This is a genomic window from Acinetobacter sp. WC-743, assembly GCF_000335555.1.
In the GTDB taxonomy this organism is placed as follows: Bacteria; Pseudomonadota; Gammaproteobacteria; order Pseudomonadales; family Moraxellaceae; genus Acinetobacter; species Acinetobacter bereziniae.
In genome coordinates this window covers 60,158-82,778 of sequence record NZ_AMFQ01000148.1, presented here as the reverse complement: position 1 = coordinate 82,778, position 22,621 = coordinate 60,158, and the positions used below count along the sequence as shown (strand labels likewise).

Annotated in this window: 19 protein-coding genes and 1 riboswitch; of the genes, 18 read left to right on the top strand and 1 reads right to left on the bottom strand. The window is 39.2% G+C overall.

The features are described from left to right. Positions 1 to 35 precede the first annotated feature (35 nt). The 15 genes from ACINWC743_RS22355 to ACINWC743_RS22285 all read left to right on the top strand — a co-directional run bounded on the left by ACINWC743_RS22355 (position 36) and on the right by ACINWC743_RS22285 (position 18,757). Positions 36 to 1,415 (top strand): MFS transporter, encoded by a 1,380-nt coding sequence (locus ACINWC743_RS22355; RefSeq protein ID WP_009587063.1) that lies wholly within the window; start codon positions 36 to 38, stop codon positions 1,413 to 1,415. Positions 1,416 to 1,461: 46 nt separating this feature from the next. Beyond that, on the top strand, positions 1,462 to 4,008 hold the full coding sequence (nirB, locus tag ACINWC743_RS22350) for a nitrite reductase large subunit NirB (RefSeq protein ID WP_009587051.1): 2,547 nt from the start codon (positions 1,462 to 1,464) through the stop codon (positions 4,006 to 4,008). A 17-nt stretch (positions 4,009 to 4,025) separates the two neighbouring features. After that, the gene (nirD, locus tag ACINWC743_RS22345; RefSeq protein WP_009587066.1) at positions 4,026 to 5,651 is read left to right on the top strand and encodes a nitrite reductase small subunit NirD; all 1,626 of its coding nucleotides are present in this window, start codon (positions 4,026 to 4,028) and stop codon (positions 5,649 to 5,651) included. A gap of 198 nt (positions 5,652 to 5,849) precedes the next feature. Then, entirely contained in the window at positions 5,850 to 8,642 is a 2,793-nt protein-coding gene (locus ACINWC743_RS22340; RefSeq protein ID WP_009587046.1) for a nitrate reductase, read from the top strand. Continuing rightward, a complete protein-coding gene (mobA, locus tag ACINWC743_RS22335) occupies positions 8,639 to 9,277 on the top strand; it encodes a molybdenum cofactor guanylyltransferase (RefSeq protein WP_009587072.1) in 639 nt (212 codons plus the stop codon). Before ACINWC743_RS22340 ends, mobA begins: the two co-directional genes overlap by 4 nt. Before the next feature lie 186 nt (positions 9,278 to 9,463). Beyond that, the gene (gene moaA, locus ACINWC743_RS22330) at positions 9,464 to 10,609 is read left to right on the top strand and encodes a GTP 3',8-cyclase MoaA (RefSeq protein WP_009587049.1); all 1,146 of its coding nucleotides are present in this window, start codon (positions 9,464 to 9,466) and stop codon (positions 10,607 to 10,609) included. A gap of 1 nt (position 10,610) precedes the next feature. Continuing rightward, positions 10,611 to 10,919, top strand: coding sequence for a MoaD/ThiS family protein (locus tag ACINWC743_RS22325; protein WP_009587086.1), 309 nt, complete (start codon positions 10,611 to 10,613; stop codon positions 10,917 to 10,919). Between the two features lies 1 nt (position 10,920). Next, positions 10,921 to 11,529 (top strand): molybdenum cofactor biosynthesis protein MoaE, encoded by a 609-nt coding sequence (locus tag ACINWC743_RS22320; protein WP_009587054.1) that lies wholly within the window; start codon positions 10,921 to 10,923, stop codon positions 11,527 to 11,529. A 58-nt stretch (positions 11,530 to 11,587) separates the two neighbouring features. Continuing rightward, positions 11,588 to 12,511 carry a bifunctional molybdenum cofactor biosynthesis protein MoaC/MoaB gene (gene moaCB, locus ACINWC743_RS22315; protein ID WP_009587065.1) on the top strand — a complete coding sequence of 308 codons (924 nt, stop codon included), beginning with the start codon at positions 11,588 to 11,590 and terminating at the stop codon, positions 12,509 to 12,511. Next, positions 12,508 to 13,758, top strand: a complete 1,251-nt coding sequence (locus ACINWC743_RS22310) for a molybdopterin molybdotransferase MoeA (protein ID WP_009587083.1) — start codon at positions 12,508 to 12,510, stop codon at positions 13,756 to 13,758. Before moaCB ends, ACINWC743_RS22310 begins: the two co-directional genes overlap by 4 nt. An 11-nt stretch (positions 13,759 to 13,769) precedes the next feature. Continuing rightward, the gene (modA, locus tag ACINWC743_RS22305) at positions 13,770 to 14,525 is read left to right on the top strand and encodes a molybdate ABC transporter substrate-binding protein (RefSeq protein ID WP_009587099.1); all 756 of its coding nucleotides are present in this window, start codon (positions 13,770 to 13,772) and stop codon (positions 14,523 to 14,525) included. Positions 14,526 to 14,536: 11 nt separating this feature from the next. Then, complete coding sequence (gene modB, locus ACINWC743_RS22300; RefSeq protein WP_005032517.1) at positions 14,537 to 15,235, top strand: molybdate ABC transporter permease subunit; 699 nt, start codon at positions 14,537 to 14,539, stop codon at positions 15,233 to 15,235. After that, entirely contained in the window at positions 15,222 to 15,863 is a 642-nt protein-coding gene (locus tag ACINWC743_RS22295; protein ID WP_009587089.1) for an ATP-binding cassette domain-containing protein, read from the top strand. The genes modB and ACINWC743_RS22295 overlap by 14 nt, the downstream gene beginning before the upstream one ends. Before the next feature lie 334 nt (positions 15,864 to 16,197). Further along, positions 16,198 to 17,193, top strand: a complete 996-nt coding sequence (locus ACINWC743_RS22290; RefSeq protein WP_009587078.1) for a carboxymuconolactone decarboxylase family protein — start codon at positions 16,198 to 16,200, stop codon at positions 17,191 to 17,193. 175 nt (positions 17,194 to 17,368) lie between these two features. Continuing rightward, positions 17,369 to 18,757: a methylenetetrahydrofolate reductase C-terminal domain-containing protein gene (locus tag ACINWC743_RS22285; RefSeq protein WP_035301582.1), complete on the top strand. Its 1,389-nt coding sequence runs from the start codon at positions 17,369 to 17,371 to the stop codon at positions 18,755 to 18,757. A 6-nt stretch (positions 18,758 to 18,763) separates the two neighbouring features. Here the strand turns inward: ACINWC743_RS22285 and ACINWC743_RS22280 are convergent, their stop codons facing one another. Continuing rightward, complete coding sequence (locus tag ACINWC743_RS22280) at positions 18,764 to 19,426, bottom strand: epoxyqueuosine reductase QueH (RefSeq protein WP_009587041.1); 663 nt, start codon at positions 19,424 to 19,426, stop codon at positions 18,764 to 18,766. A 333-nt stretch (positions 19,427 to 19,759) separates the two neighbouring features. On the opposite strand from ACINWC743_RS22280, the gene ACINWC743_RS22275 reads away from it, so the two are divergent. The 3 genes from ACINWC743_RS22275 (at position 19,760) to ACINWC743_RS22265 (ending at position 22,075) form a co-directional block, all read left to right on the top strand. After that, entirely contained in the window at positions 19,760 to 20,674 is a 915-nt protein-coding gene (locus tag ACINWC743_RS22275; protein WP_004828965.1) for a LysR family transcriptional regulator, read from the top strand. Positions 20,675 to 20,814: 140 nt separating this feature from the next. Continuing rightward, positions 20,815 to 20,994: a hypothetical protein gene (locus ACINWC743_RS22270; RefSeq protein ID WP_035301581.1), complete on the top strand. Its 180-nt coding sequence runs from the start codon at positions 20,815 to 20,817 to the stop codon at positions 20,992 to 20,994. Positions 20,995 to 21,268: 274 nt separating this feature from the next. Continuing rightward, positions 21,269 to 22,075 (top strand): hypothetical protein, encoded by an 807-nt coding sequence (locus ACINWC743_RS22265; protein WP_035301580.1) that lies wholly within the window; start codon positions 21,269 to 21,271, stop codon positions 22,073 to 22,075. Positions 22,076 to 22,517: 442 nt separating this feature from the next. After that, positions 22,518 to 22,620, top strand: a riboswitch (guanidine-I (ykkC/yxkD leader). The last annotated feature ends 1 nt before the right edge of the window (position 22,621 follow it).

The following is a 22,621-nucleotide window of genomic DNA, read 5'->3' as shown; positions in this document are numbered from 1 at the left end:
CAACTTGTATGCGTTCAGTTCAGGAGATCGAAGCTATGTCTTCAAATTTAGATGCTAAAAAAGCAACAAAAATTAATCTGTTTAGTTTCAGCAGCGCAGCAATGCGAGCCTTCCATATGAGTTGGCTCGCTTTTTTTGTCTGTTTTTTTGCATGGTTTGCCTGTGCACCTTTAATGCCTGTGATTGCGGGTGAATTTCATTTAACCAAAGATCAAATCGCCAATATCAATATTGCTGCTGTTGCCATCACTATTTTAGTCCGTCTGATCGTTGGACCCTTATGTGATAAATACGGTCCACGTAAAACATATACGGCATTGTTGATTATCGGCAGTATTCCAGTTTTTGGTGTAGCTTCTGCAAATAGTTATGAGTCCTTTTTATTTTTTCGATTATTGATTGGTGCAATTGGTGCCAGCTTTGTCATCACGCAATACCACACCAGTATCATGTTTGCCCCAAATGTCGTAGGTACAGCAAATGCAACAACCGCAGGTTGGGGAAATGCAGGTGGTGGTGCAACTCAAGCATTGATGCCGTTGATGCTCGCTGCATTAGTTATGTTTGGTGTAGAGCAAGCGATGGGGTGGAGAGTTGCACTGGTTGTACCGGGTGTGCTGATGCTGATTGTTGGGGCGATGTACTGGAAGTTCACGCAAGATGCACCACAAGGGAATTTTAAAGAACTCCGTGCACAAGGACTACAGGTAGGCAGTGACAAGAAAGGCGGTATGGCGATTTTAATACATGCTGCAAAAAACTATCGAGTGTGGATCTTATTTGGTGCTTATGCAGCATGCTTTGGGATAGAAATTTTCATCCATAACATTGTCGCAATGTATTACGTAGACCATTTTAAATTTGGTTTAAAAGAAGCAGGAATGGCGGCAGGTATCTTTGGTTTATTGGCACTCTTTGCACGTGCCTTCGGTGGCATTGTTTCAGACAAAGTTGCGTCCAAGAAAGGTTTAGACGGGCGTACGAAAGTGCTGTTCGCCATGATCTTGATGGAAGGTGTTTTTCTCATCGTGTTTTCACAAATGAATACAGCGATTTTAGCGATCCTTGCAATGACAGTATTTGCTTTATTTACCCATATGGCTTGTGGTGCAACCTATGCACTGGTGCCATTTATCGATCGTGATGCATTGGGTGGTGTTGCTGGAATCATTGGTGCTGGTGGAAATGTGGGCGCAGTTGCAGCGGGTTTTTTATTAAAAGGCATGTTGGATATTCAAACCACATTGATGGTATTGGGCGGTTTAGTGGTGATCGCTGCAAGTTGTGTGTTGATGATCCGCTTCTCAGTTGAACATAAAGAGAAAGAGCAAAAGTTATTTGAAGCCGCTGTACTTGAACGCAATAGCATGGAACAAAATGCGACCACAAATATTAAACACAACAGTGCGGCTTAATTGAATCACAAATAACAAAAGCAAAAGTGAATTGAGGAGAATGAAGATGAAACTTGTCATGATTGGTCATGGAATGGTTGGGCACAAATTTATTGAATCTGTGTTGGAACATGCGGGTGATGAAATTGAAATTACGATTTTGGCAGAAGAACCACGCCTCGCTTATGATCGGGTGCATTTAACAGAATATTTCACTGGAAAATCAGCAAAAGATTTAACCCTTTGTCGCACAGACTTTGCTGATGCTTATGGCATAGATCTTCGTTTAAGTACCAAAGCCATCGCAATTGATACAGTTAATAAACGTATCACCACCAATCAGGGAGATGTCATTGCCTATGATAAATTGGTACTTGCCACAGGTTCTTATGCATTTGTCCCACCTATTCCGGGAAATGAACGCGAAAACTGTTTTGTCTATCGAACCATTGATGACTTGGATGCAATTCGAGCAGCGAGTTTAAATGCCAAATCAGGTGTTGTTATTGGTGGTGGTTTGCTTGGTCTTGAAGCAGCAAAAGCTTTAAGAGATTTAGACCTTGAAACGCATGTGGTTGAGTTTGCACCTCGTCTCATGGCTGTTCAAATTGATGATTTAGGCGGTAAGGTCTTACGGGCAAAAATCGAAAACTTGGGTGTAAAAGTGCATACCCAAAAAGCCACTTCTGCGATTGAAGCAGGTCAAAACAGCACGCACTTGATGAAATTTGGTGATGGCTCTGAACTAGAAACAGACATTATTTTATTCTCAGCAGGAATTCGCCCACGTGACGAATTAGCCCGTCAAAGTGGTTTAGTGTTGGGGGAACGTGGTGGTATTGTGATTAATGACTATTGCCAAAGTTCTGATCCAGACATTTATGCGATTGGTGAATGTGCATTATGGAATAATAAAATTTATGGTTTGGTTGCGCCTGGTTATGATATGGCACGTATTGCAGCCAAACACGTGATGCAACAAAGTTGTGGTGCCTTTGCTGGTGCAGACATGAGCACCAAGTTAAAACTGATGGGAGTAGATGTTGCATCCGTGGGCGATGCGCATGCTATGACACCGAATGCTTTAAGCTACTTCTACGCAGATGAAGATGCGATGGTTTATAAAAAAATCGTCGTCAATGCTGAGAAAACACAATTATTAGGTGCAGTACTGGTGGGCTGCGCCAAAGAATATAATGATTTATTGCAAATGATGCTGAATGGCTTGGCTGTTCCAGAAAATCCAGAAAGCTTAATCATGCCGGGATATGCTCAGTCTGCTGCGAAAGCAGGTGGGAGTGGAGTCGATCTATTGCCTGATAGTGCCACTATTTGTTCGTGTAATAACGTATTTAAGGCAGATATATGTCAAGCAATCGCTGATGGATCGACTTCATTAGGTGCGTTGAAAAAATGCACCAAAGCTGCAACGGCATGTGGTGGCTGCGCACCTTTAGTTACACAAGTTTTAAAATCAGAGTTACAGCGTCAAGGCGTCACAGTCAATAACCATCTTTGTGAGCATTTTGCTTACTCCCGTCAAGAGCTGTATCACTTAGTTCGGGTCAATGAAATTAAAAGCTTTGATGATTTGATTCAACAGTATGGACATGGTTTGGGCTGTGATATTTGTAAACCGACAGTCGCCAATATTTTAGCTTCTTGCTGGAATGATTTTATATTGAAAGCAAATCATGCAGGACTACAAGACAGCAATGACTATTATCTGGGAAATATCCAAAAAGACGGCTCTTATTCTGTCGTACCACGTATGGCAGGTGGTGAAGTAACGCCAGATGGTTTAATTGCCATTGGTCAAATTGCCAAAGAATATGGTTTATATACCAAACTGACAGGTGGACAACGTGTTGATATGTTTGGTGCGCAAGTGCATCAATTACCTGAAATTTGGCAAAAACTGATTGATGCAGGTTTTGAGTCTGGACATGCCTATGGAAAGTCATTACGAACAGTAAAGTCATGTGTCGGCAGTACATGGTGCCGCTATGGCGTGGATGATTCTGTAGGTTTAGCGATCTTTCTTGAGAACCGCTACAAAGGCTTACGCTCACCACATAAATTAAAAATGGCGGTTTCAGGCTGTACCCGTGAATGTGCTGAAGCACAAAGTAAAGATGTAGGAGTGATTGCAACTGAAAAAGGTTGGAACCTCTACGTCTGTGGGAATGGTGGAATGAAACCACGTCACGCTGAATTACTGGCTTCAGATTTAGATACGCAAACTTTAATTCAATACATTGACCGATTCTTTATGTTCTATATCCAAACAGCCGATCGTTTACAACGTACTTCAGTGTGGCGTGACAATATGGAAGGTGGTTTGGATTATCTAAAAGATGTGGTGATACATGATTCTTTAGGCATCGCGACAGAATTAGAGCGCCGTATGAGTCATGTGGTTGGAACTTATCAAGATGAATGGCGCACTGCAATTGAAGATCCTGAAGTTCGTAAGCGTTTTGTGACATTTATCAATGCCAAGTCGCAACAACAACAAGACCCACATATCCAATTTGCAGAGGTTCGTGGACAAATTCGCCCTAAAACACAAGCGGAACGAGATCTTAGTCGTATTGCTGTAGTTGAAGCTTAAAGATAAGGGAGAGTCTCATGACAATTTTAAAAGAAATGAATGAATTAGATTGGTTGGATATTTGTGCTTTGGACGATATCACACCGAATACTGGTGTCGGTGCTTTGTTGAATGAGCAACAAGTGGCAATTTTTCGTGTAGGGAATGAAAAGCGAGTATATGCGCTCAGTAATCAAGACCCATTTAGCCAAGCATTTGTAATGTCACGTGGAATTATTGGAGATCTTCAAGGTGAGCGTGTCGTAGCTTCACCCATCTACAAGCAACATTTTAGTCTCGCCACAGGACGTTGTTTAGAAGACAAAGACCAAAAGTTGTTGGTCTTCCCAAGCAAGATTGAAGATGGTCGAGTCTGGATTAGCCCAACGCCACAAAAAACCTATATCACTAACAATGGCATGACTCAGGAAAAAATGAAGCTGGTTTTGATTGGCAACGGTTTAGCAGGGATGCGTTGCTTAGAAGATCTGTTGGATATGGCACCTGAGCGCTACGAGGTCACGGTGATTGGTGAAGAACCATGGGGGAACTATAACCGAATTATGCTGTCACCTGTTTTATCGGGAGATAAAACGATAGAAGACATCATGTTACACCCACATGCATGGTATGCCGATAAAAATATTCGTTTCATCGCAGGTGATCCAGCCGTGCGTATAGATCGCCCTCGTAAGCAGATCTACACCCAAAAAGGTTTAATGGTGGATTATGATCGTTTGATTTTGGCCACAGGTTCTAAACCATTTATCCCACCTGTTCAAGGTTCTGATCTCAAAGGAGTATTGAGTTTTCGTGACATTTATGATGTCAACAAGATGCTTGAATATTGTCAGTCCAAACGCAATGCAGTGGTGATTGGTGGTGGCTTATTGGGCTTGGAAGCTGCTTATGGATTAAAACAACGTGGCATGAATGTCACAGTTTTACACTTGATGGATCGTATTATGGACCGTCAATTGGATGCCAAAGCCAGTCAAATGTTGCAAACGGCAATCGAGCAAAAAGGTATTTCAATTATCACGCAAGCCAATACAGAAGAGCTGTTGGGTGAAGATGGTCATGTCAGTCAAGTGCGCTTAAAGGATGGCACGATATTGGCTGCTGATTTGGTTATTTTTGCCGTTGGTATTCGTCCAAATATGGCTTTAGCACAAAGTGCAGGATTACGTTGCAATCGCGGTGTGTTGGTCAATGACACCATGCAAACCTATGACCCGAGTATTTATGCTGTGGGTGAGTGTATTGAACATCGCCAGCAAACCTTTGGTTTGGTTGAACCACTATGGGGGCAAGCCTTTATCTGTGCATCACATTTGGCAGAGCATGGCAGTTTAACTTTTAAAGCACCCACTGTTCCAACTCAACTTAAAGTCAGTGGTTGTGATGTTTTCTCCGCTGGACGTATTGATATCGAAAATAGCCAAGAGAATGAGGGCTTTGAAGATATTGTGTTGAATGATGAAAAACGACAAATCTATAAACGCATTATTATTCAAAAAGACCATGTTGTGGGTGCGGTGTTATTTGGAGATACAGAAGACGGTGCATGGTATGCAGAGTTGATTGCTGATCAAACTCCGATTTCTGTAATTCGCAATAAGTTGCTATTTGGTCGAGATTTTGCATTGAAAAAAGCAGGCTAATTTTATTCATGATTTTATCCCACCCACGCTGTATATGGCGCAGCTCAAGTGTTGTTTAAGGCAATTACAGCATTTAACTTCTCTGATTTTGAATACTTCGTTATGAACGAATGTTATTGATCCAGTCTAGTTATAGCGTGGGAATGAAAACCTCTAAAAATTGTTAACTCCATGCACAAGATAAGGAGCACCGCAGAAATGAATAGTATCCCTGTCGTGGAACTGCATAGCTCTACAGAAACTAACATCAAAATCACCCACACCACATGTCCTTATTGCGGTGTAGGTTGCGGTGTGAGTGCGACAGTTGAAGAGACTGCATTTGGGCAAAAGCTGTCTGTTGCAGGAGATATCGATCATCCATCCAATTATGGAAAACTTTGTATCAAAGGAAGTAACCTTGCTGATACTGTTGGTTTGGAAACACGTGTTTTACACCCCATGCTTGGAGGTAAAACAGGACGTCAAGAGAGTGACTGGGATACTGCAACTGATTTGATTGCAGATAAATTTCAACATTATATCCAACAATATGGGTCCGAAAGTATTGCATTTTATGTCTCTGGGCAGTTATTGACTGAAGACTATTATGTGGTCAATAAATTTGTTAAAGGTTATTTGGGAACAGCCAACATCGACACCAACTCAAGGTTATGCATGTCTTCGGCCGTTGCGGCACATAAACGTGCTTTTGGTGAAGACTTAGTACCTGCCAGTTATGAGGATTTTGAACATACAAACATGGTGGTGTTGGTTGGGTCAAATACGGCATGGTGTCATCCTGTGTTGTATCAACGAATCATGCAAGCTAAAGAGCGTAGACAACAGCAACAAGATGATTTATTTGTGGTGGTCATTGATCCACGGTTTACCGCAACATGCGAAGCAGCTGACTTACATCTACCAATTCAAATTGGACAAGATGTCGCACTGTTTAATGGGTTACTCCAATATTTATATCAACATAACTATACCGATACCGAATTTGTAAATGCCCATACACAAGGGTTGAACGAAGCATTACAAAGCGCTGAAACGGAATCAAGCTTAGAAAATGTTGCGAGAAAAACAGCAATTTCACAGGAAAAATTACAGTTATTTTTTGAAAAATTTGCACACACAGAAAAAGTGATGACGCTTTTTTCAATGGGCGTTAATCAATCCTCTCGAGGTGTGGACAAAGCCAATAGCATCATCAATTGTCATCTGTTGACTGGAAAAATTGGAAAGTTAGGTGCAGCGCCATTTTCGATGACGGGGCAACCAAATGCCATGGGTGGACGTGAGGTGGGGGGACTTGCCAATATGTTGGCAGCACATTTGGATTTGGAGAATCCTCTTCATCAACAATTGGTACAAACATTTTGGAATAGTCCAACGATTGCTCAACAGGTGGGTTTAAAAGCAGTAGATTTATTTGAGGCAGTTGAACAAGGGAAAATTAAAGCCATTTGGATTATGGCAACTAATCCTGTGGTGAGTTTACCCAATGCAGATCAGGTTAAACGTGCTTTAACTCAATGTGAGTTTGTGGTGGTATCCGATATATGTAAAGACACAGACACTACAGCATTTGCAGATGTGCTTTTACCTGCTTTGGGGTGGGGAGAAAAAGATGGAACAGTGACCAATTCAGAACGGCGTATTTCAAGGCAACGGGCTTTTTTAGCAGCACCTGAACAAGCAAAAGCGGATTGGTGGTCTGTGTCGCAAGTGGCAAAAAAATTGGGTTTCTCAGGATTTGATTTTGAAAATAGCCATGAAATTTTTAAAGAACATGCACAGTTATCTGCATATCAAAACCAAAGACTGTCATCTCGTTCAGAGACCGGCACATTTCGATATTTTAATTTGGCAGGTTTAACTGGACTTTCATTTCAGCAATATCAAACGCTTGCACCAGTACAGTGGCCTATTTTGGATTCAGAACATCAGCAGGATGTTGGTCAATTATTTTCTTCTGGGCAATTCAGCCATATCAATGCACATGCCAAATTTATTGCCACAACAGCGATTGATCCAGTGCATTCAACAACACATGAATATCCTTTAATTCTCAATACAGGGCGGATTCGTGATCAGTGGCATACCATGACTCGCACGGGTCTTTCTGCAAATTTGTCTAGCCATAAGGCAGAACCTTTTTGTGAAATCCATCCTAATGATGCATTGAAGTATGGGGTGAAGGACGGTGAACTGGTTGAGATCAAATCCGCATGGGGCTTGTGTGTTTTAAGAGCGATACTGAGTGACAAAATTCGCCGTGGACAAATTTTTGCACCAATCCACTGGAATGATCAGTTTGCATCAGATGCACGGATTGGAAAAGTGGTCAATCCAGTTGTTGATGCGATCTCAGGAGAGCCTGAATTCAAGCATACTCCAGTGATGATTCAACCATTCTATACACAATGGCAAGGCGTGTTTTATGTACGAGTGGGTTATGAACATCTGGTTCAAAACAGTATCGAAAGTACAGTTTGGTGGACCAAAATTAAAACCACTCAGGCGATACGTTATGAATTGGCAGATCGGCGTCGTTTTGAGCAAATTACCCAGCATTTAAAGCAGCTTTTACCTTTTCAAGATGAAAGCTTTGAATGGCTGAATTTAGAAGATCAAACCGCACATATCAGTCATAGTGTAGTGTTAAAAGATGGTCGCCTGATTGCGAGTTTATATATCGCACCAAAAGCTTTATTACCTGATCGGGACTGGGTTGCCAGTTTATTTAAGCGGGAACGACTCAGTGCAATGCACCGAAAAGCACTTTTGGCAGGACAAGCCATGTCGATAGCAAATAGTGATGGCCCACTGGTTTGTAGTTGTTTTAAAGTGGGTAAAAATCGAATTATTGCCACCATTAAAGAAAAAAGCATCCAACATGAAAAACAAGTAACTGCATGCCTAAAAGCAGGTGGTAACTGTGGTTCCTGTCTACCTGAGATACGTGGACTGATTAAAGCCTGTCAAGCGGAGGCGATAGAATGAAAAAAAGTAGCGCAATAACAACAAAGCTGTCGACATACCCTCAAACTGATTTGGTGATCCTTGCCGGTGGTCAAGCAAGACGCATGAATGGAATAAATAAGCTTTTGCAAAAGTTTGATGATCAAATTCAGTTGCTAAAAATCCATCAACAACTGAAACATCAAGTTGCACAAGTCTGGGTCAACAGTCATCGTGATTATTCGATTTATCAAAAACTTATTCCCAATATTTATTGCTATCAAGATGATGAAAGAGGCTTTTTAGGACCTCTCATGGGAATGAAAAGTGCGTGGTCTTATGTGAAATCTGACTATGTGTTGTTTGTGCCCTGCGATGTGACATTTGTTCCAGTTCAGGTAGTTGAGAAATTACATCGGGCTTTAGCACGTGTCCCGTTGGCAGAGGTGGCTTATGTTGAGTTAAATGGCAAAGCGTTATATCCATTCTGTCTGTTAAAGCGCAGTTCATTCGCCATGATACGCACTCATCTTGAACAGGGACAGCGCAGTTTAAAACAGTGTTTTAGTGATTTGCACGCTCAAAAGGCAGCTTTTGAAAATCATGCACTTTTTTTTCACAGTATTAATTCTTTAGATGAGCTTCAGCAATATCGACAGTTAAAACTGTTGTATTAAAAAATAGATTATTGTTTGAAATCATTGGGTTAGTTTTTGGTAAAAACAACAACAGTGGTTTTATTTTAAGTTCGCTTCGCAATGATTAAAGTTGGAACACTTTTTGCAAATTTAAGCTTAAGAAAATAGCGCAAATTTCAAGTTTAAAACATTTTGAACTTAAACAGTGCTTCAAGGGATGTGTGTATGAATGCAATGACACCGCATAAACAGAATACTGCCTTTATCGACCAGCATGGTCGCATCAAGCGTAAGCTTCGAATTTCAGTGACTGATCGCTGTAATTTTAAGTGTGTTTATTGCATGCCTGAACATCCTGAGTGGATCAAAAAACATAATTTACTCAGTTTTGAAGAGCTGTATGTTTTTTGCGAGTTTATGGTGCAGCGTGGAATCGAGCATATTCGTATCACAGGTGGAGAACCGTTGATGCGTCAAGGTGTAGTACATTTCATCGATGATTTACAAAAATTGAAAAAGCTGGGTCTAAAAAGAGTTTCGATGACCACCAATGCTTATTATCTTAAACAACACGCAGTGCAGTTAAAACAAGCAGGACTTGATGATTTAAATATCAGTCTAGACAGTTTGCAACCTAACCAATTTAAAGATTTGACCAAAAAAGAATTATTGCCTGTACTTGAAGGAATTCGTGTTGCACAACAGGTCGGATTAAAAATAAAGATCAATGCAGTACTCATCAAAGGTAAAAATGAAGATCAAATTTTACCTTTGGCACATTGGTCGATTCAAAATAATTGCGTCGTGCGTTTTATAGAATTTATGCCTTTAGATGGTGTAGGACATTGGACACAATCAGATGTTGTGAGTGAACAGTATATCTTAGCGCAATTAAAGCAAGATTTTGAAGTCAGCTTACAACAGGGGCAATCCTCTGAGCCTGCTCGACAATATTTAATTAATGGTTATCCGATTGGGATTATTTCAACCATCACTCATTCATTTTGTGGTACTTGTGATCGTGTGCGTCTGACAGCTCAAGGCGATTTCTTCAATTGTTTATTTGCCCCTCAAGGTATTGCCCTCAAGGCACAGATTAGAGCATTACAACAATCATCAGCTCGGATGCATCCAACATATTTCGCTCAAACACCTTCGGTGCAAACCATATCTTTTGCGGTACACGCTAGATTGCCTCAACGCTTTACTTTTTTTCCTAAGACTTTCAATTTACAGTCTAATTTACAACTTCAACAGACTCTGACTGATTATATTTGGCAGAAAAAAAGAGGTTTTCATGATATCGCTCAACAAGCAAAGTTAGATCACTCCCCATCCCGAAAAATTAGTATGTATATGATTGGAGGCTAATATGTTGAATTCTCTCGTTCTTTCAAAAACAGCAATAGACCATGATTCAAAGCAATCATCGTCAACGATTGAGATTAAAATTGAATGTTTTGGTGCGATAGAACGTTTATTACCTTCAGATTTAAGTCTGCAAACTAAATCTGGAATGACAATCTCAGACGTTTTAGATGACCTAATATGCCGTTATCCCAAGGCAGAATCATTGCTTGATCGTTGTGCCTGCGCGATTGGTGAAGACATTATTCCACGTCAAACTTTATTAGAATCAGACAGTACCGTGGTTTTACTGTCTCCAGTGGCTGGAGGTTGATATGAATACTTTTAAACATAGTCTCAAACAATTTAACCGTATTCAGGATTCAGCACTGAGCCTAGAAAGTTTTGACCCGATTCAAAACTTTCCTGAATGTGGTGGAATTGGTTTTTTTATTGGAACTGTGCGGAATCATCATGAAGGTAAAGCGGTTAAGTCATTAAAATATACTTCCTATGCGCCTGTTTCTGAAAAAATGATTCGTCAAATTGAACAAGAAATCCAACAGCAGTTTGCTGTGTCTTATGTTCGAGTGATCCATCGGATAGGGACTTTGGAGATTGGTGAAAAAGCCATTATTGCAGTGGCTTATGCAGCACATCGTCGTGAAGCTTTTGCTGCGTGTGAAGAAGCTGTAGAGCGAGTAAAACATGAGGTTCCTGTGTGGAAAGAAGAGTTTTATCAAGATGGAAGTAGCCAATATGTTGCAGGCTGTTGTATCCGTAAGGACTATGTAGGATCAAGTCAAGTTTCACATAATGAATCTCACATGCAACAGCATTGTGAACATCAACATTCAGCACATAAATCATTGCAGTCAGATCGTGAGCAAAACGTTGTACTGAACAAGACTTGTGAACAGACTATTTATCAATGGCATATGTAAAACATATTCAGCACAACACGATTTGCCTTGGAAAATATCGCAATAGAAGGAAGATGTAATGAAAAATGTGGGCATGAAAGCAGAAAGCTATCGTACAGCGGTTGCAACAGGGATATTACATGCACCTTCGCATTGCATCGAACTGTTAAGAAATGGCAATACTGAAAAAGGTGATGCATTAAAAACTGCCCGAATTGCAGGAATTTTGGCAGCCAAACGTACCGATGAGTTAATTCCACTGTGCCATCCTTTGCCAATCTATCGTGCAGATGTGGAATACGAGTTAAATGAAACCCATGTGGTGATCATGGCTACAGTTGAAACAATAGGTCCAACTGGCGTAGAGATGGAAGCATTAACAGCAGTGAGTTTGGCAGGTTTAACCTTGTACGATATGTTGAAACCGCATTGTGAACCCGAGGACTTATGTCTAGATCAATGCAAATTACAGAAGAAAAATGGTGGGAAATCGCACTTTACGCGTGTATTGAAAGAACCTTTGACTGCTTCAATTATTGTTTTATCTGATACTGTTGCTTCAGGCAAAAAACCAGATACTGCTGGGCAAAATGTATTGGAGATCCTCGAACAAGCCAATTTTGTGGGAATTGACTATCAAGTGATTCCTGATTCACCTAAACAATTATTGGCTTTAATTGAACAGCAAAAAAATCAATATCCACTGATTGTAACAGTGGGAGGGACAGGATTAGGGCCAAAAGATCTTACTGTTGAAACCATTCAACCCTTACTTCAGCGTGAAATTCCCGGTTTGATGGAAGCTTCACGCAGTTTTGGTCAGCGCCGTACACCTTATGCTGCCTTAAGCCGTGGGGTTGCTGGCTATATTGAAAAAAGCTTGGTCATCACCTTGCCAGGAAGTAGACAAGGTGCGCAAGAATCATTGATTGCGATTTTACCTGCTTTGGTTCATCTCTTTGATGTGCAAAAAAATATTCCGCATACAGGAGGCTATCAATGAATCAACACGTTGTTAGTCAGGATTGCGGTGTAGAGAAGGGCTTAATTTCTATTGATCAAGCTTTAGAGCTTATTTTGACACATAGCCATTGTTTAGATATAGAAGTTTTACCGCTGAGCCAAGCGCTTAATCGATATCTTGCAGATGACATTTTTTCAAAGATTGACTTACCTTTGTTTTCGCAAAGTGCTGTTGATGGATATGCGTTATCTAGTCAAGAACCGATAGAAGCGGGTACACAGTTTGATGTTGTGGGTGAGGTGCGTGCAGGGCAAACAGTCGATGTGAAACTGTTACAAGGACAGGCCTTACGAATATTCACAGGAAGTCAAATACCGATAGGAACTACTACAGTTGCCCGTCAGGAAATTGTGGAAGTGCTTAGCACGCAAGTGATTAGAATTGATGAAAAATTAAAACAATATACAGATATTCGTGAGAAGGGTGAAGAGGTGACGCAAGGTCAGCGACTTGCGCCTGCTGGTCAGAAGCTAAATACGGGAGTGATTGCTGCGTTGAGTATGGCAGGAATAAAGCAATTAAAGGTTTTTAAATACCCTAAAATTGCTGTAGTAATTACAGGGGATGAAGTTGCTGAGACTGTCGAGTGTTTAAACTCAGGTAAAATTTTTGATGCAAATGGACCTTTGATTCAAGCATGGTTCCAAACACACAATCAAAGCATAGATGTGATCCATGTTGATGATCAACAACAACAAGTCCTCAATTTATTTGACGAACTCAAAAATCAATATGATTTGATTATTAGTACTGGTGGTGTCTCTGTTGGGGACTATGATTTTGTTCGACCTGTTGCACTCAAGTTAGGTTTTGAGCAAATTTTTTGGAAAGTCAAACAAAAACCTGGCAAACCGATGTTGTTTGCTAAATATCAGCGCAAAGATCAACGTCATTGTTATTTATTGGCATTACCGGGAAACCCAGCTGCCGTCTATATCGGTATGCAAGTCTACGTCTCAACTTTACTTGGCGCTTTGCAAGGGCATCAATCTCCCCCACATTGGCAAAATGGCATCATCAGTCACACACTTAAATCCGATGCACGTGAACGATTTTTAAGAATGAGTGCTGTCTTTGAACAAGGTCACTTAAGTTTAAAAAGTTTAGCAAAACAACAATCTCATATGCTCAGTAATCTCATCCATGCCAACTGTATTGTACGGGTTCCCGCAGAGCAAGACATACAGAAAGGACAGATTTTACCTGTGTTATTCATTCAAAATTGAGGGAATAAAAAATGCGTAGACCGATCAATTTTGTGCTTGCTTTCACGCTGTTTTCGACGCTATCACATGCTGAAACCGTTAAGATTTATTCGGCAGCAAGTTTGACAAATGCTATTACAGATATTGCCAAAGTATATGAAAAGCAAAATCCAGAGATTAAAATTGTGCCTGTGTTTGGTGCATCATCAGCACTGGCAAAGCAGATTGAAGCAGGTGCACCCAGCGACATTTTCTTTTCTGCCGATCAGGATTGGATGAATTACTTGGTACAAAAACAAAAAATTCAACACAACCAAGTGAAGCCTTTTCTGTTTAATCTGCTGGTTTTAATCAGCCCAGTTCAAAGTAAGCAACAGTTTAAAGCTGTACCACAGTTCAATTTTGCGCAATCCTTTCAGGGTCGCTTGTGTACAGGACAAATGGAATCTGTACCCGCAGGTAAATATGCCAAACAAAGCTTAATTAAATTGAATTGGCTCGATAGTTTGAATGGTCGAATTGTTGGCACTGACGATGTTCGCTCAGCCTTAGCATTTGTTGAACGTGGCGAGTGTCAGGTGGGAATCGTCTATAAAACAGATGCGTTGATCAGTAAAAAAGTCAAAATTTCAGGTGTTTTTCCAAGCAATAGCCATCAACCCATCGTCTATCCGATTGCTTTGACTGAACAGGGGCAAAATAATCCATCTGCAGTCAAATTTAATCAATACTTAAAGGAAAATCCGCAAGCTAAAAAAATACTGCTTCAATATGGATTTACCCTTTAAGGCCATCGTCTATGTTAAGCCCTGAAGAGTGGAGTGCGCTGTATTTATCTGCAAAAGTTGCGACTTGTGCAACTTTATTCTGCCTGCCTTTTGCAGTGATGCTGGCTTGGATACTGGCGCGTTATGATTTTAAGTTGAAGTTTGTTGTTGAAGCATTACTACAAATGCCAATGGTCTTACCGCCAGTTGTTTTAGGTTATTTACTTTTAATCTTATTTGGTGCACAGGGTTGGATTGGTCAATATTTGAATCAACTCGGTATTCAAATGGCTTTTAATTGGAAAGGTGCAGTTTTGGCATCGATGGTGGTAGCTTTCCCACTCATGGTACAGCCGATTCGATTGTCTTTTCAAATGATCAATCAGCAATTAGAACAGGTGGCAGGCTCTCTAGGTGCCAGTCCATTCAAGGTGTTTAGAAGTATTAGTTTGGTTTTGGCGCTACCCGGAATTTTAATCGGGAGTATTTTATGTTTTAGCCGTAGTTTGGGGGAATTTGGTGCAACCATTACTTTTGTCGGGAATATTCCAGATGAAACCCGCACTATCCCAATCGCCATTTATTCCTTGATTCAACAACCTGACGGCGAACAGGCTGCCATGCGTTTGGTGGTGCTGTCATTGTTAATCGCTTTCTCTGCATTAATCGCAAATTATTATATTTTGCAGAAGTATCAGCGAAAACTGGGAGGTAAAGATGCTGCAATGTGATTTTCAGTTTCAATATGCTGACTTGAATTTACAGGTACAGTTGCACATGCAGCAACAATTACTCGGGATTATGGGACCTTCAGGATATGGTAAATCAACCTTACTTAAAAATATCACTGGGTTATTACAACCGAGCCAAGGCTCAATATTACTGAACAAACAAGTATTATTTGATGATCAGAAAAAAATTCGTGTCCCGATGCATCAACGCCGTATTGCTTTGGTTTTTCAAAAGGCATGGTTATTTCCACATATGAATGTTCAACAGAATTTAAAATATGCCGAACATTTACGCACTGATCTCGATAAAAAATTTGCTTTTGAGCAGATTGTGGATTTATTGGAACTAAGGAACTTACTTAAGCGCCATGCATATCAACTTTCTGGTGGCGAGGCGCAACGTGTTTCAATTGGACGAGCACTGTTGTCTTCTCCAGATTTATTATTACTCGATGAACCTTTAACAGGTTTGGACCAACGCTTAAAACAACAAATTTTACCTTTTCTTGATCGGGTAAAAACCCAGACTCAATTGCCGATGATTTATGTGACACATCACGCCGATGAGTTGGCTTATTTAAATGCGCAAGTGCTTTATATGGATCAGGGAAAAATCTTGAAAATTTAAAAACAATTTAGCTTTGCCAAAAAAGTGCTACTGTGTTTAATAGGCTATTGATTTGTTCCACTTTGAGACCTGAGGAGTGGTATAAAATGTTACAATAATAAGAATATCTACACTTATATTTTAATAATATTTATATTTCTGTGTTAATTTAATCCATTGATAAGACATCTTGATGCAAGCTTATAAAAGTCGCCATATAAAAAATTAGCATTGAGAATTCAGCATGACTATTTAACTTTATATCCATCTGACTTTATTGGTCAGAAAAATATTCTTATTGATTTACATAGCAAATTAATAAACACAGCTTTATAAACACAGCAAAGAGAAAAAGATGTGCTTTAAACACGCAGTCGTTTTGACCGTTTATTTTATCGGAATCGCATTGGCTTCGTCTGTACAAGCGATAGATGAAATCAATTTAAGCAACGATGGTCATCCATCGATGCACCCATTCAATCATCAAATCAAAGGAGAAAAGATTATGCAGAAGAGTACACTGCCTGATTTTAGCCGCCCTGTTAAAAGCGAAATACAATTAAGTCGATATGAAAGAGGTTGGGAGAAACTCAAAGAAATTGATGGCGAAGCAGGTGAAAAAGTCATTCAAAGTCTAAAAGATGTCTCGCCTGATCTAGGCACATACATTATTGAATACGCATTTGGTGATGTTTATTCAAGAACTGGGCTTGACCTTAAGTCTAAAGAAATCGCAGTAGTTGCTGCCTTGACGGCAATGGGTAATGCGCAACCACAATTAAAAGTTCACATCAACGGGGCATTAAATACAGGAACTAGCATCAATGAACTTAAGGAAGTCATTTTACAAATGTCTGGATATTCAGGTTTTCCAAGTAGCATCAATGCAATGAATATACTCAAAGATGTTTTAGCAGAAAGAAAAAAGCAGGGCATCCATGATGAAATAGGTAAAACAGCGAGCAAAATTAATCATGTTGATCGATTAAAATTAGGGGAAGATGAATTATCACAGTTGGATAGTCAGCAAGTAGATCGGCTAAAAACAGCATATGCTGAATTCTCTCCCGAATTGCTCAAGTTTATCCTTGAGTATGGATATGCCGATATTTACGCAAGAGATAATTTAAGCAAGCAATACCGACAAATTGCGACGATTGCGGCATTAACTGCATTAGGAACAGCACAACCCCAACTCAAATTCCATATCCATGCAGGGTTGAATATTGGATTAAGTGAAACGGAGATCAAGGAAATTATGCTTTTGATGTCGGTTTATTCAGGTTTTCCCTCTGCAATCAACGGAACAAATGTTCTTAAAGAAGTCTTAGCAGAACGTATAAAAAACTAAAATTTTATAAAGAGTCTGATCGTAAATTTTTAGTATGGTCGTTTTCAATTTATAAACAGGTCATTTGAAAGACTGCATGCCCGATAAAATTGTGTCTAAGCGCAGTAATTTGATGCAAAACAATCTATAATTCTGACTTAATTTTTTTGTTGTTTGTCCTTTTACATTTGCAATTATGTCTCAGCTTTCCCAGTATTTTGCTCAAAATCAATTTTGTTGCTTAGTAGAGTATCTCCCTACAAAAAATCAGGTACTGCCTGTAAGGGAAAGTTTGGCTGGTTTTCCAGCCTGTATGACCTTATCTGATCGTGTGCGTTCTGATGAGGATATTGCTCCTTTGATCGCTGCACAAGCATATCCAGATCATATCGAGAAAGTTTTACATTATGCAGGTAAGGGAAGAGACATTGATGATTTTAAATTATTTTTAAAGCAAGCAGATTCAGTCGGATTACGAGATATCTTGTTACTGACAGGTGATAAGCTTAAACAACACCATGATGGTCAGGGGCAACATGCCAGAACCCGCTATTTAGAATCGGTCAATGCGGTTATGGCTGCTCATCAATATGGCGGTTTCCATATTGGTGTAGCTTTTAATCCCTTTAAATATACGCCAGCTGAACAACAAGCACAGTATTTAAAACTACATAAGAAATTAAATGCAGGTGCAGATTACATCATTACTCAATTGGGTTTTGATTTGTCCGCTTTAAAACAACTGCAAACTTTTTTAGCCCAAGAAAAATATATCCAAAAAACGCTCGCTTGTGTCATGCCACTGACTTTAGCGCGAGCACAATTTATGGTGAAGCATAAAGTTGCCGGTATCGTGATTACCCCGCATATGCTAGAGGTTTTAACACAGGATCAAGTCAATCAATGCCCAGAAAATGTGTATAAGCGCTGTGCTTTACAAATTCTGATTTGCCAACATTTGGGTTATGCCGGTGTACACCTTTCAGCATGTCATAAAGCTGATGAGCAAATGCTATTAGAACAGTATATTGAACAATATCGCGACCTGAATTTGTCTCAATGCGAGATACTCTGGAATCAATTGTGGCAGCTAGCAGAGGGTGAACAACTTCGACCAAAAGTGGCGGCTAAACGGATAAAGTCAGCATTGAACAACAAGGTGAAATATCAGTTTTTAGACCTGATTCATCGTGCCGTGTTTCAGTCTAGCTTTGTGAAAGGGGTGGGTACTTTTATTTTTAATGCCAGCTTCTGGAATAGAAAAACTGCCGCCAAAGTACTCTTACAGACTGAATATTTAAGTAAGCATTATTTGCTGGGCTGTGAAAGTTGTGGTCAATGTCGTTTGGCTGAAACTTTATATATTTGCCCAGAAACTTGCCCCAAAGGATTAGCCAATGGTCCATGTGGCGGTACCGAATTAGATCGGTGTGAGTTTGGCGATAGGGAATGCATCCATTCGGTTAAATCCCGTTTAGCGCATGATGTGGATCAAATTCAACTGTTAAAAGAACAACTGATTCCAACTGTACCGATCGAGGTACGAGGAACCAGCTCTTGGAAAAATTGGTATAAAGCAGAGTAGTTGAATTTAGTGCTCTTCATCCATAGCATTGCTATAGAATTTTTCACCTAATTTGATTCGATCACGACCATTTTTCATACGCCAGCGATTGGTATCACGTAATGAATACACACAGCCACAGTATTCCTGCTGGTAAAATTCTTCCCGTTTACTGATTTCAATCATACGATGCGCACCACCATTTTTGCGCCAGTTATAATCCCAATATTCAATTTCAGGATAATGTGCTGCTGCTCGGATTCCACAGCCATTGATCTGTTGCATGTCTTTCCAACGAGAGATACCCAAGGAACTACTGATTAAGCGAAAACCATGTTCATAAGCATATAGGGCTGTTCGTTCGAAACGCATATCAAAACACATGGTACAGCGAATACCTTTTTCAGGTTCGTTTTCCATGCCTTTGGCACGGGCAAACCAATTGTCGGTATCGTAATCGCAGTCGATAAATTCAATATTGTGCTTCTCGGCAAAACGAATATTTTCTTCTTTTCGTATCAGATATTCTTTTACTGGATGAATATTGGGATTATAAAAAAAGATCGAAAAATCAATTTCTGATTCAATTAAGGTTTCCATCACCTCACCTGAACACGGCGCACAACACGAATGAAGCAACAATTTATTGTGACCTTGAGGTAATTCGAGTTTTTTTCGTTCCAGCGCCATGTTGAACAATATAAAAAAGTGATGGATTGAGTATTGTAAAAGTTTTTATGCGATATGGGATTGCGATTAGGTGAAATGTTTTCATGTTAAGCTGAATGATTTTATATTTAATCCTTTTTATTGAGCATTTTAACCGTTATATCAGTGCTTTATTTTAAAGTTGATGCACTTTAAAAGCTAAATAGAATATCTTAGAGATTATTTGTTTTTTGCTTTAAAGTGAAAAAAAATAATTATAATGAGCATTAGGTGAAAATAATTAAACATAACTTTAGTGAATCAGTTATGCTATAGGCAATGATTTGCGTCACAAACTCATCTGGTAAAGACTGAATGTTAGAACTTCGACATCTAAAAACACTGACTGCTCTTCGTGAGCATGGCTCATTAGTGGCAGCCGCAGGAGATCTGTGTTTGACCCCATCGGCATTGTCGCACCAGCTCCGAGAGCTGGATCAATGGTTTGGTGTAGAAGTGGTTAACCGTCGTTCACGACCTGTCAGTTTTTCCAATGTAGGGCAGAGATTATTAAAATTGGCAGATGATATTTTGCCTCAAGTACAAATTACTCAATCTGATATTACCCGTATCGTGCACGGGCAAACTGGACGAATTGTTTTTTCTTCTGAATGTCACAGTTGTTTTGACTGGTTAATGCCGTTGTTAAATCAATATCGTCAACAATATCCCGATGTAGACTTAGACTTTGCTTCTGGCTTTGAAGCAAATCCACATGAATTATTGCAAACAGGTGAGTTTGACCTGTTAATTACTGCCGATCCGATCGCATTGAAAGGCATCGAATATTTCCCAATTTTTGAATATGAATCACGTTTGGTTTTATCTCAGACCCATCCTCTGGTGCGTATGAAGGAAATTACGGTTCAGGAATTAGCAGAAGAAACTTTGGTAACCTATCCTGTAGATAAGCATCGTCTTGATATTATGTCTAGACTGTTTATTCCTGCCAATATTCAGCCCAAACATATTCGTACTACAGATCTGACCCAAATGTTGATCCAGTTGGTTGCCAGTGGTCATGGTATTGCTGCTTTACCAGATTGGGTGGTAAATGAATATGAGCAAAAAGGCTGGGTGGTGTCTCGACGTCTCGACTGCGTCGCACCTGAAGGTTTACGCCGGACTTTATATGCAGGCTATCGTATTGAAGAAAAAGAAAAAGATTATTTTGATGGTTTTCTTAAACAGCTGGATAAATTTTCCAAGAAAAGAGCAAGTTATTATTAGACAAGATAATTTTTCGGACATTTAAAACGGCTTAAAGCAAATCGAGTGACTGTTAAGACAGTAGCAAACTTGCTATTGTCTAAATTAAGCCACTTAAAGCAATTATAGAATACTGTGAGCTACCCAAGCATAAATCCAATATGTCGAAAAAAATTGGAAATTTTGCATATTGGACTGATTTTATCAGCAATTATGGTCATTGCCGTGGTTCAATTTATGGAGGAAAGCAAGACAGCGAAATAAATACCTTCATCACAGTGAAACAAGCTAGATTAGATCATTTAAAAAATAAGGGGGACTTTGTCGACTATTGTATGTAAACGATCTCGTATAAGGTTCAACGACCTTATAAAGTCACTGGAGAATGGCAGAATGAATTTATAATCAATAGGCTAAGAGATGATGATCGTAATAGAAGCGCAATTATTGCAAATTATCGAAGAACAACAGATTCAATTTTAAAGACAAGTTTTAGAAGTAATATAAATAAAATTTATGAATTTTTTTCAAAGCCTTAAAGGGTGATTAAGAGTATATACAGCAGTAATACCTCAGCAACAAATTGTAATTTATCACAAGGATGGTCATGGCGTTATGCGTATAGTTAAATTACTCGTTGTTATATTGGGATTTTTGATTTTTCTCATAGGATATATGTACCTTTCAACGAAAGGAACAGTGAGTCAAAATGAAAAAAATCAAGATGTATTACAAGTTTCTGGGAAAAATGATGATTGGGCTAGTGGTAAAAACCTAAATCCTGAGCTTAACAAAAAAATAGCTTTGAATATGACCGAAGACAAGTTCGACAAAATCATGAAAGAAGGGCTAGTCAACGGAGTTATTTATACATCTTTAAATGAATTGGATGAGATTACCAGAGCATCTATCAAACAAGCATTAAAAAATTTAAATGAAAAGGGAAGTCTCAGTGGTGGCGTGAAAACTAATGAGTTTAGTGATTTAGAAAAAGTCAGAGAAAACTTAAGAGACAAAACTTTAGATGAAATGGTAAAAGACCTTGATGGGTTTAAAAGCACGCCGAATAAGATTTTAGAACAATACGGTCTGCAATTGACAGGCGCTCAAAATTTTGGATCCTATAACCAGGGTGAGGGATGGAGTGGGATATATAAACTTTATGAAAATAATAAAAGTAAGGTTGAGTTAGAGCAAATTCATTTAAAACCAGAAAAATCAACTCAACAGTTGGTTAAAGAGTCTCTAAATAGTTCACTTGCTAATGATACTCCTGCTATTTATGAAAAATTACCATCAGAAATGCTACAGAAATTAACTTTTGTTAGTGATAGAAATTATTACCAGATAAATGCTTGTAATTTAAGCGAAAATGAATTGATAGAAATAGCAAATTCTATAATAAGAAGTCCTGAAAAATAAAATTTTAGTTGAATAGTAAGTTAAATTTGTGATGAAAAAACTTCTAAATATAAAAGTAGTGGTGGCTTTCATTTAAATTTAATGAATTCAGTTCATTGATGTTTTCAATGTCAATGAACGAAAGAATGGCATTGTTTCCCACACGTTTTGATACTCGCCCTAAGGCTGACAATCGCCCAGGCAGAAGCAGAGAAATAAAACTAGATATGCAAAGTCGCTAAATCTTGTCTTTCACTTTTTTGATTCAGTAAAGTCATGAGCGAATGCTTTTTTATGGCTTTACCTTTCGTATCTATCCATCTAAATAAAACGATTTTTGATCATAAATGGCGCTTCATTTTTAAAATAAGCCTAAAACGCACCCATATTGCTCAAAATAAGTATGACAAAATCTAAAAATCGTAATACTGAATTGGCATAGCCTTTGCATTCCTTAGCCCTATAAAAAGTGATCTAGGGTTCCGATATTTGTACCATACAAATATGTCTGGACCGAGAGTTCACGGTTCGCAAGAACTACACGGAGGGATAAAAGCCCGGGAGGAA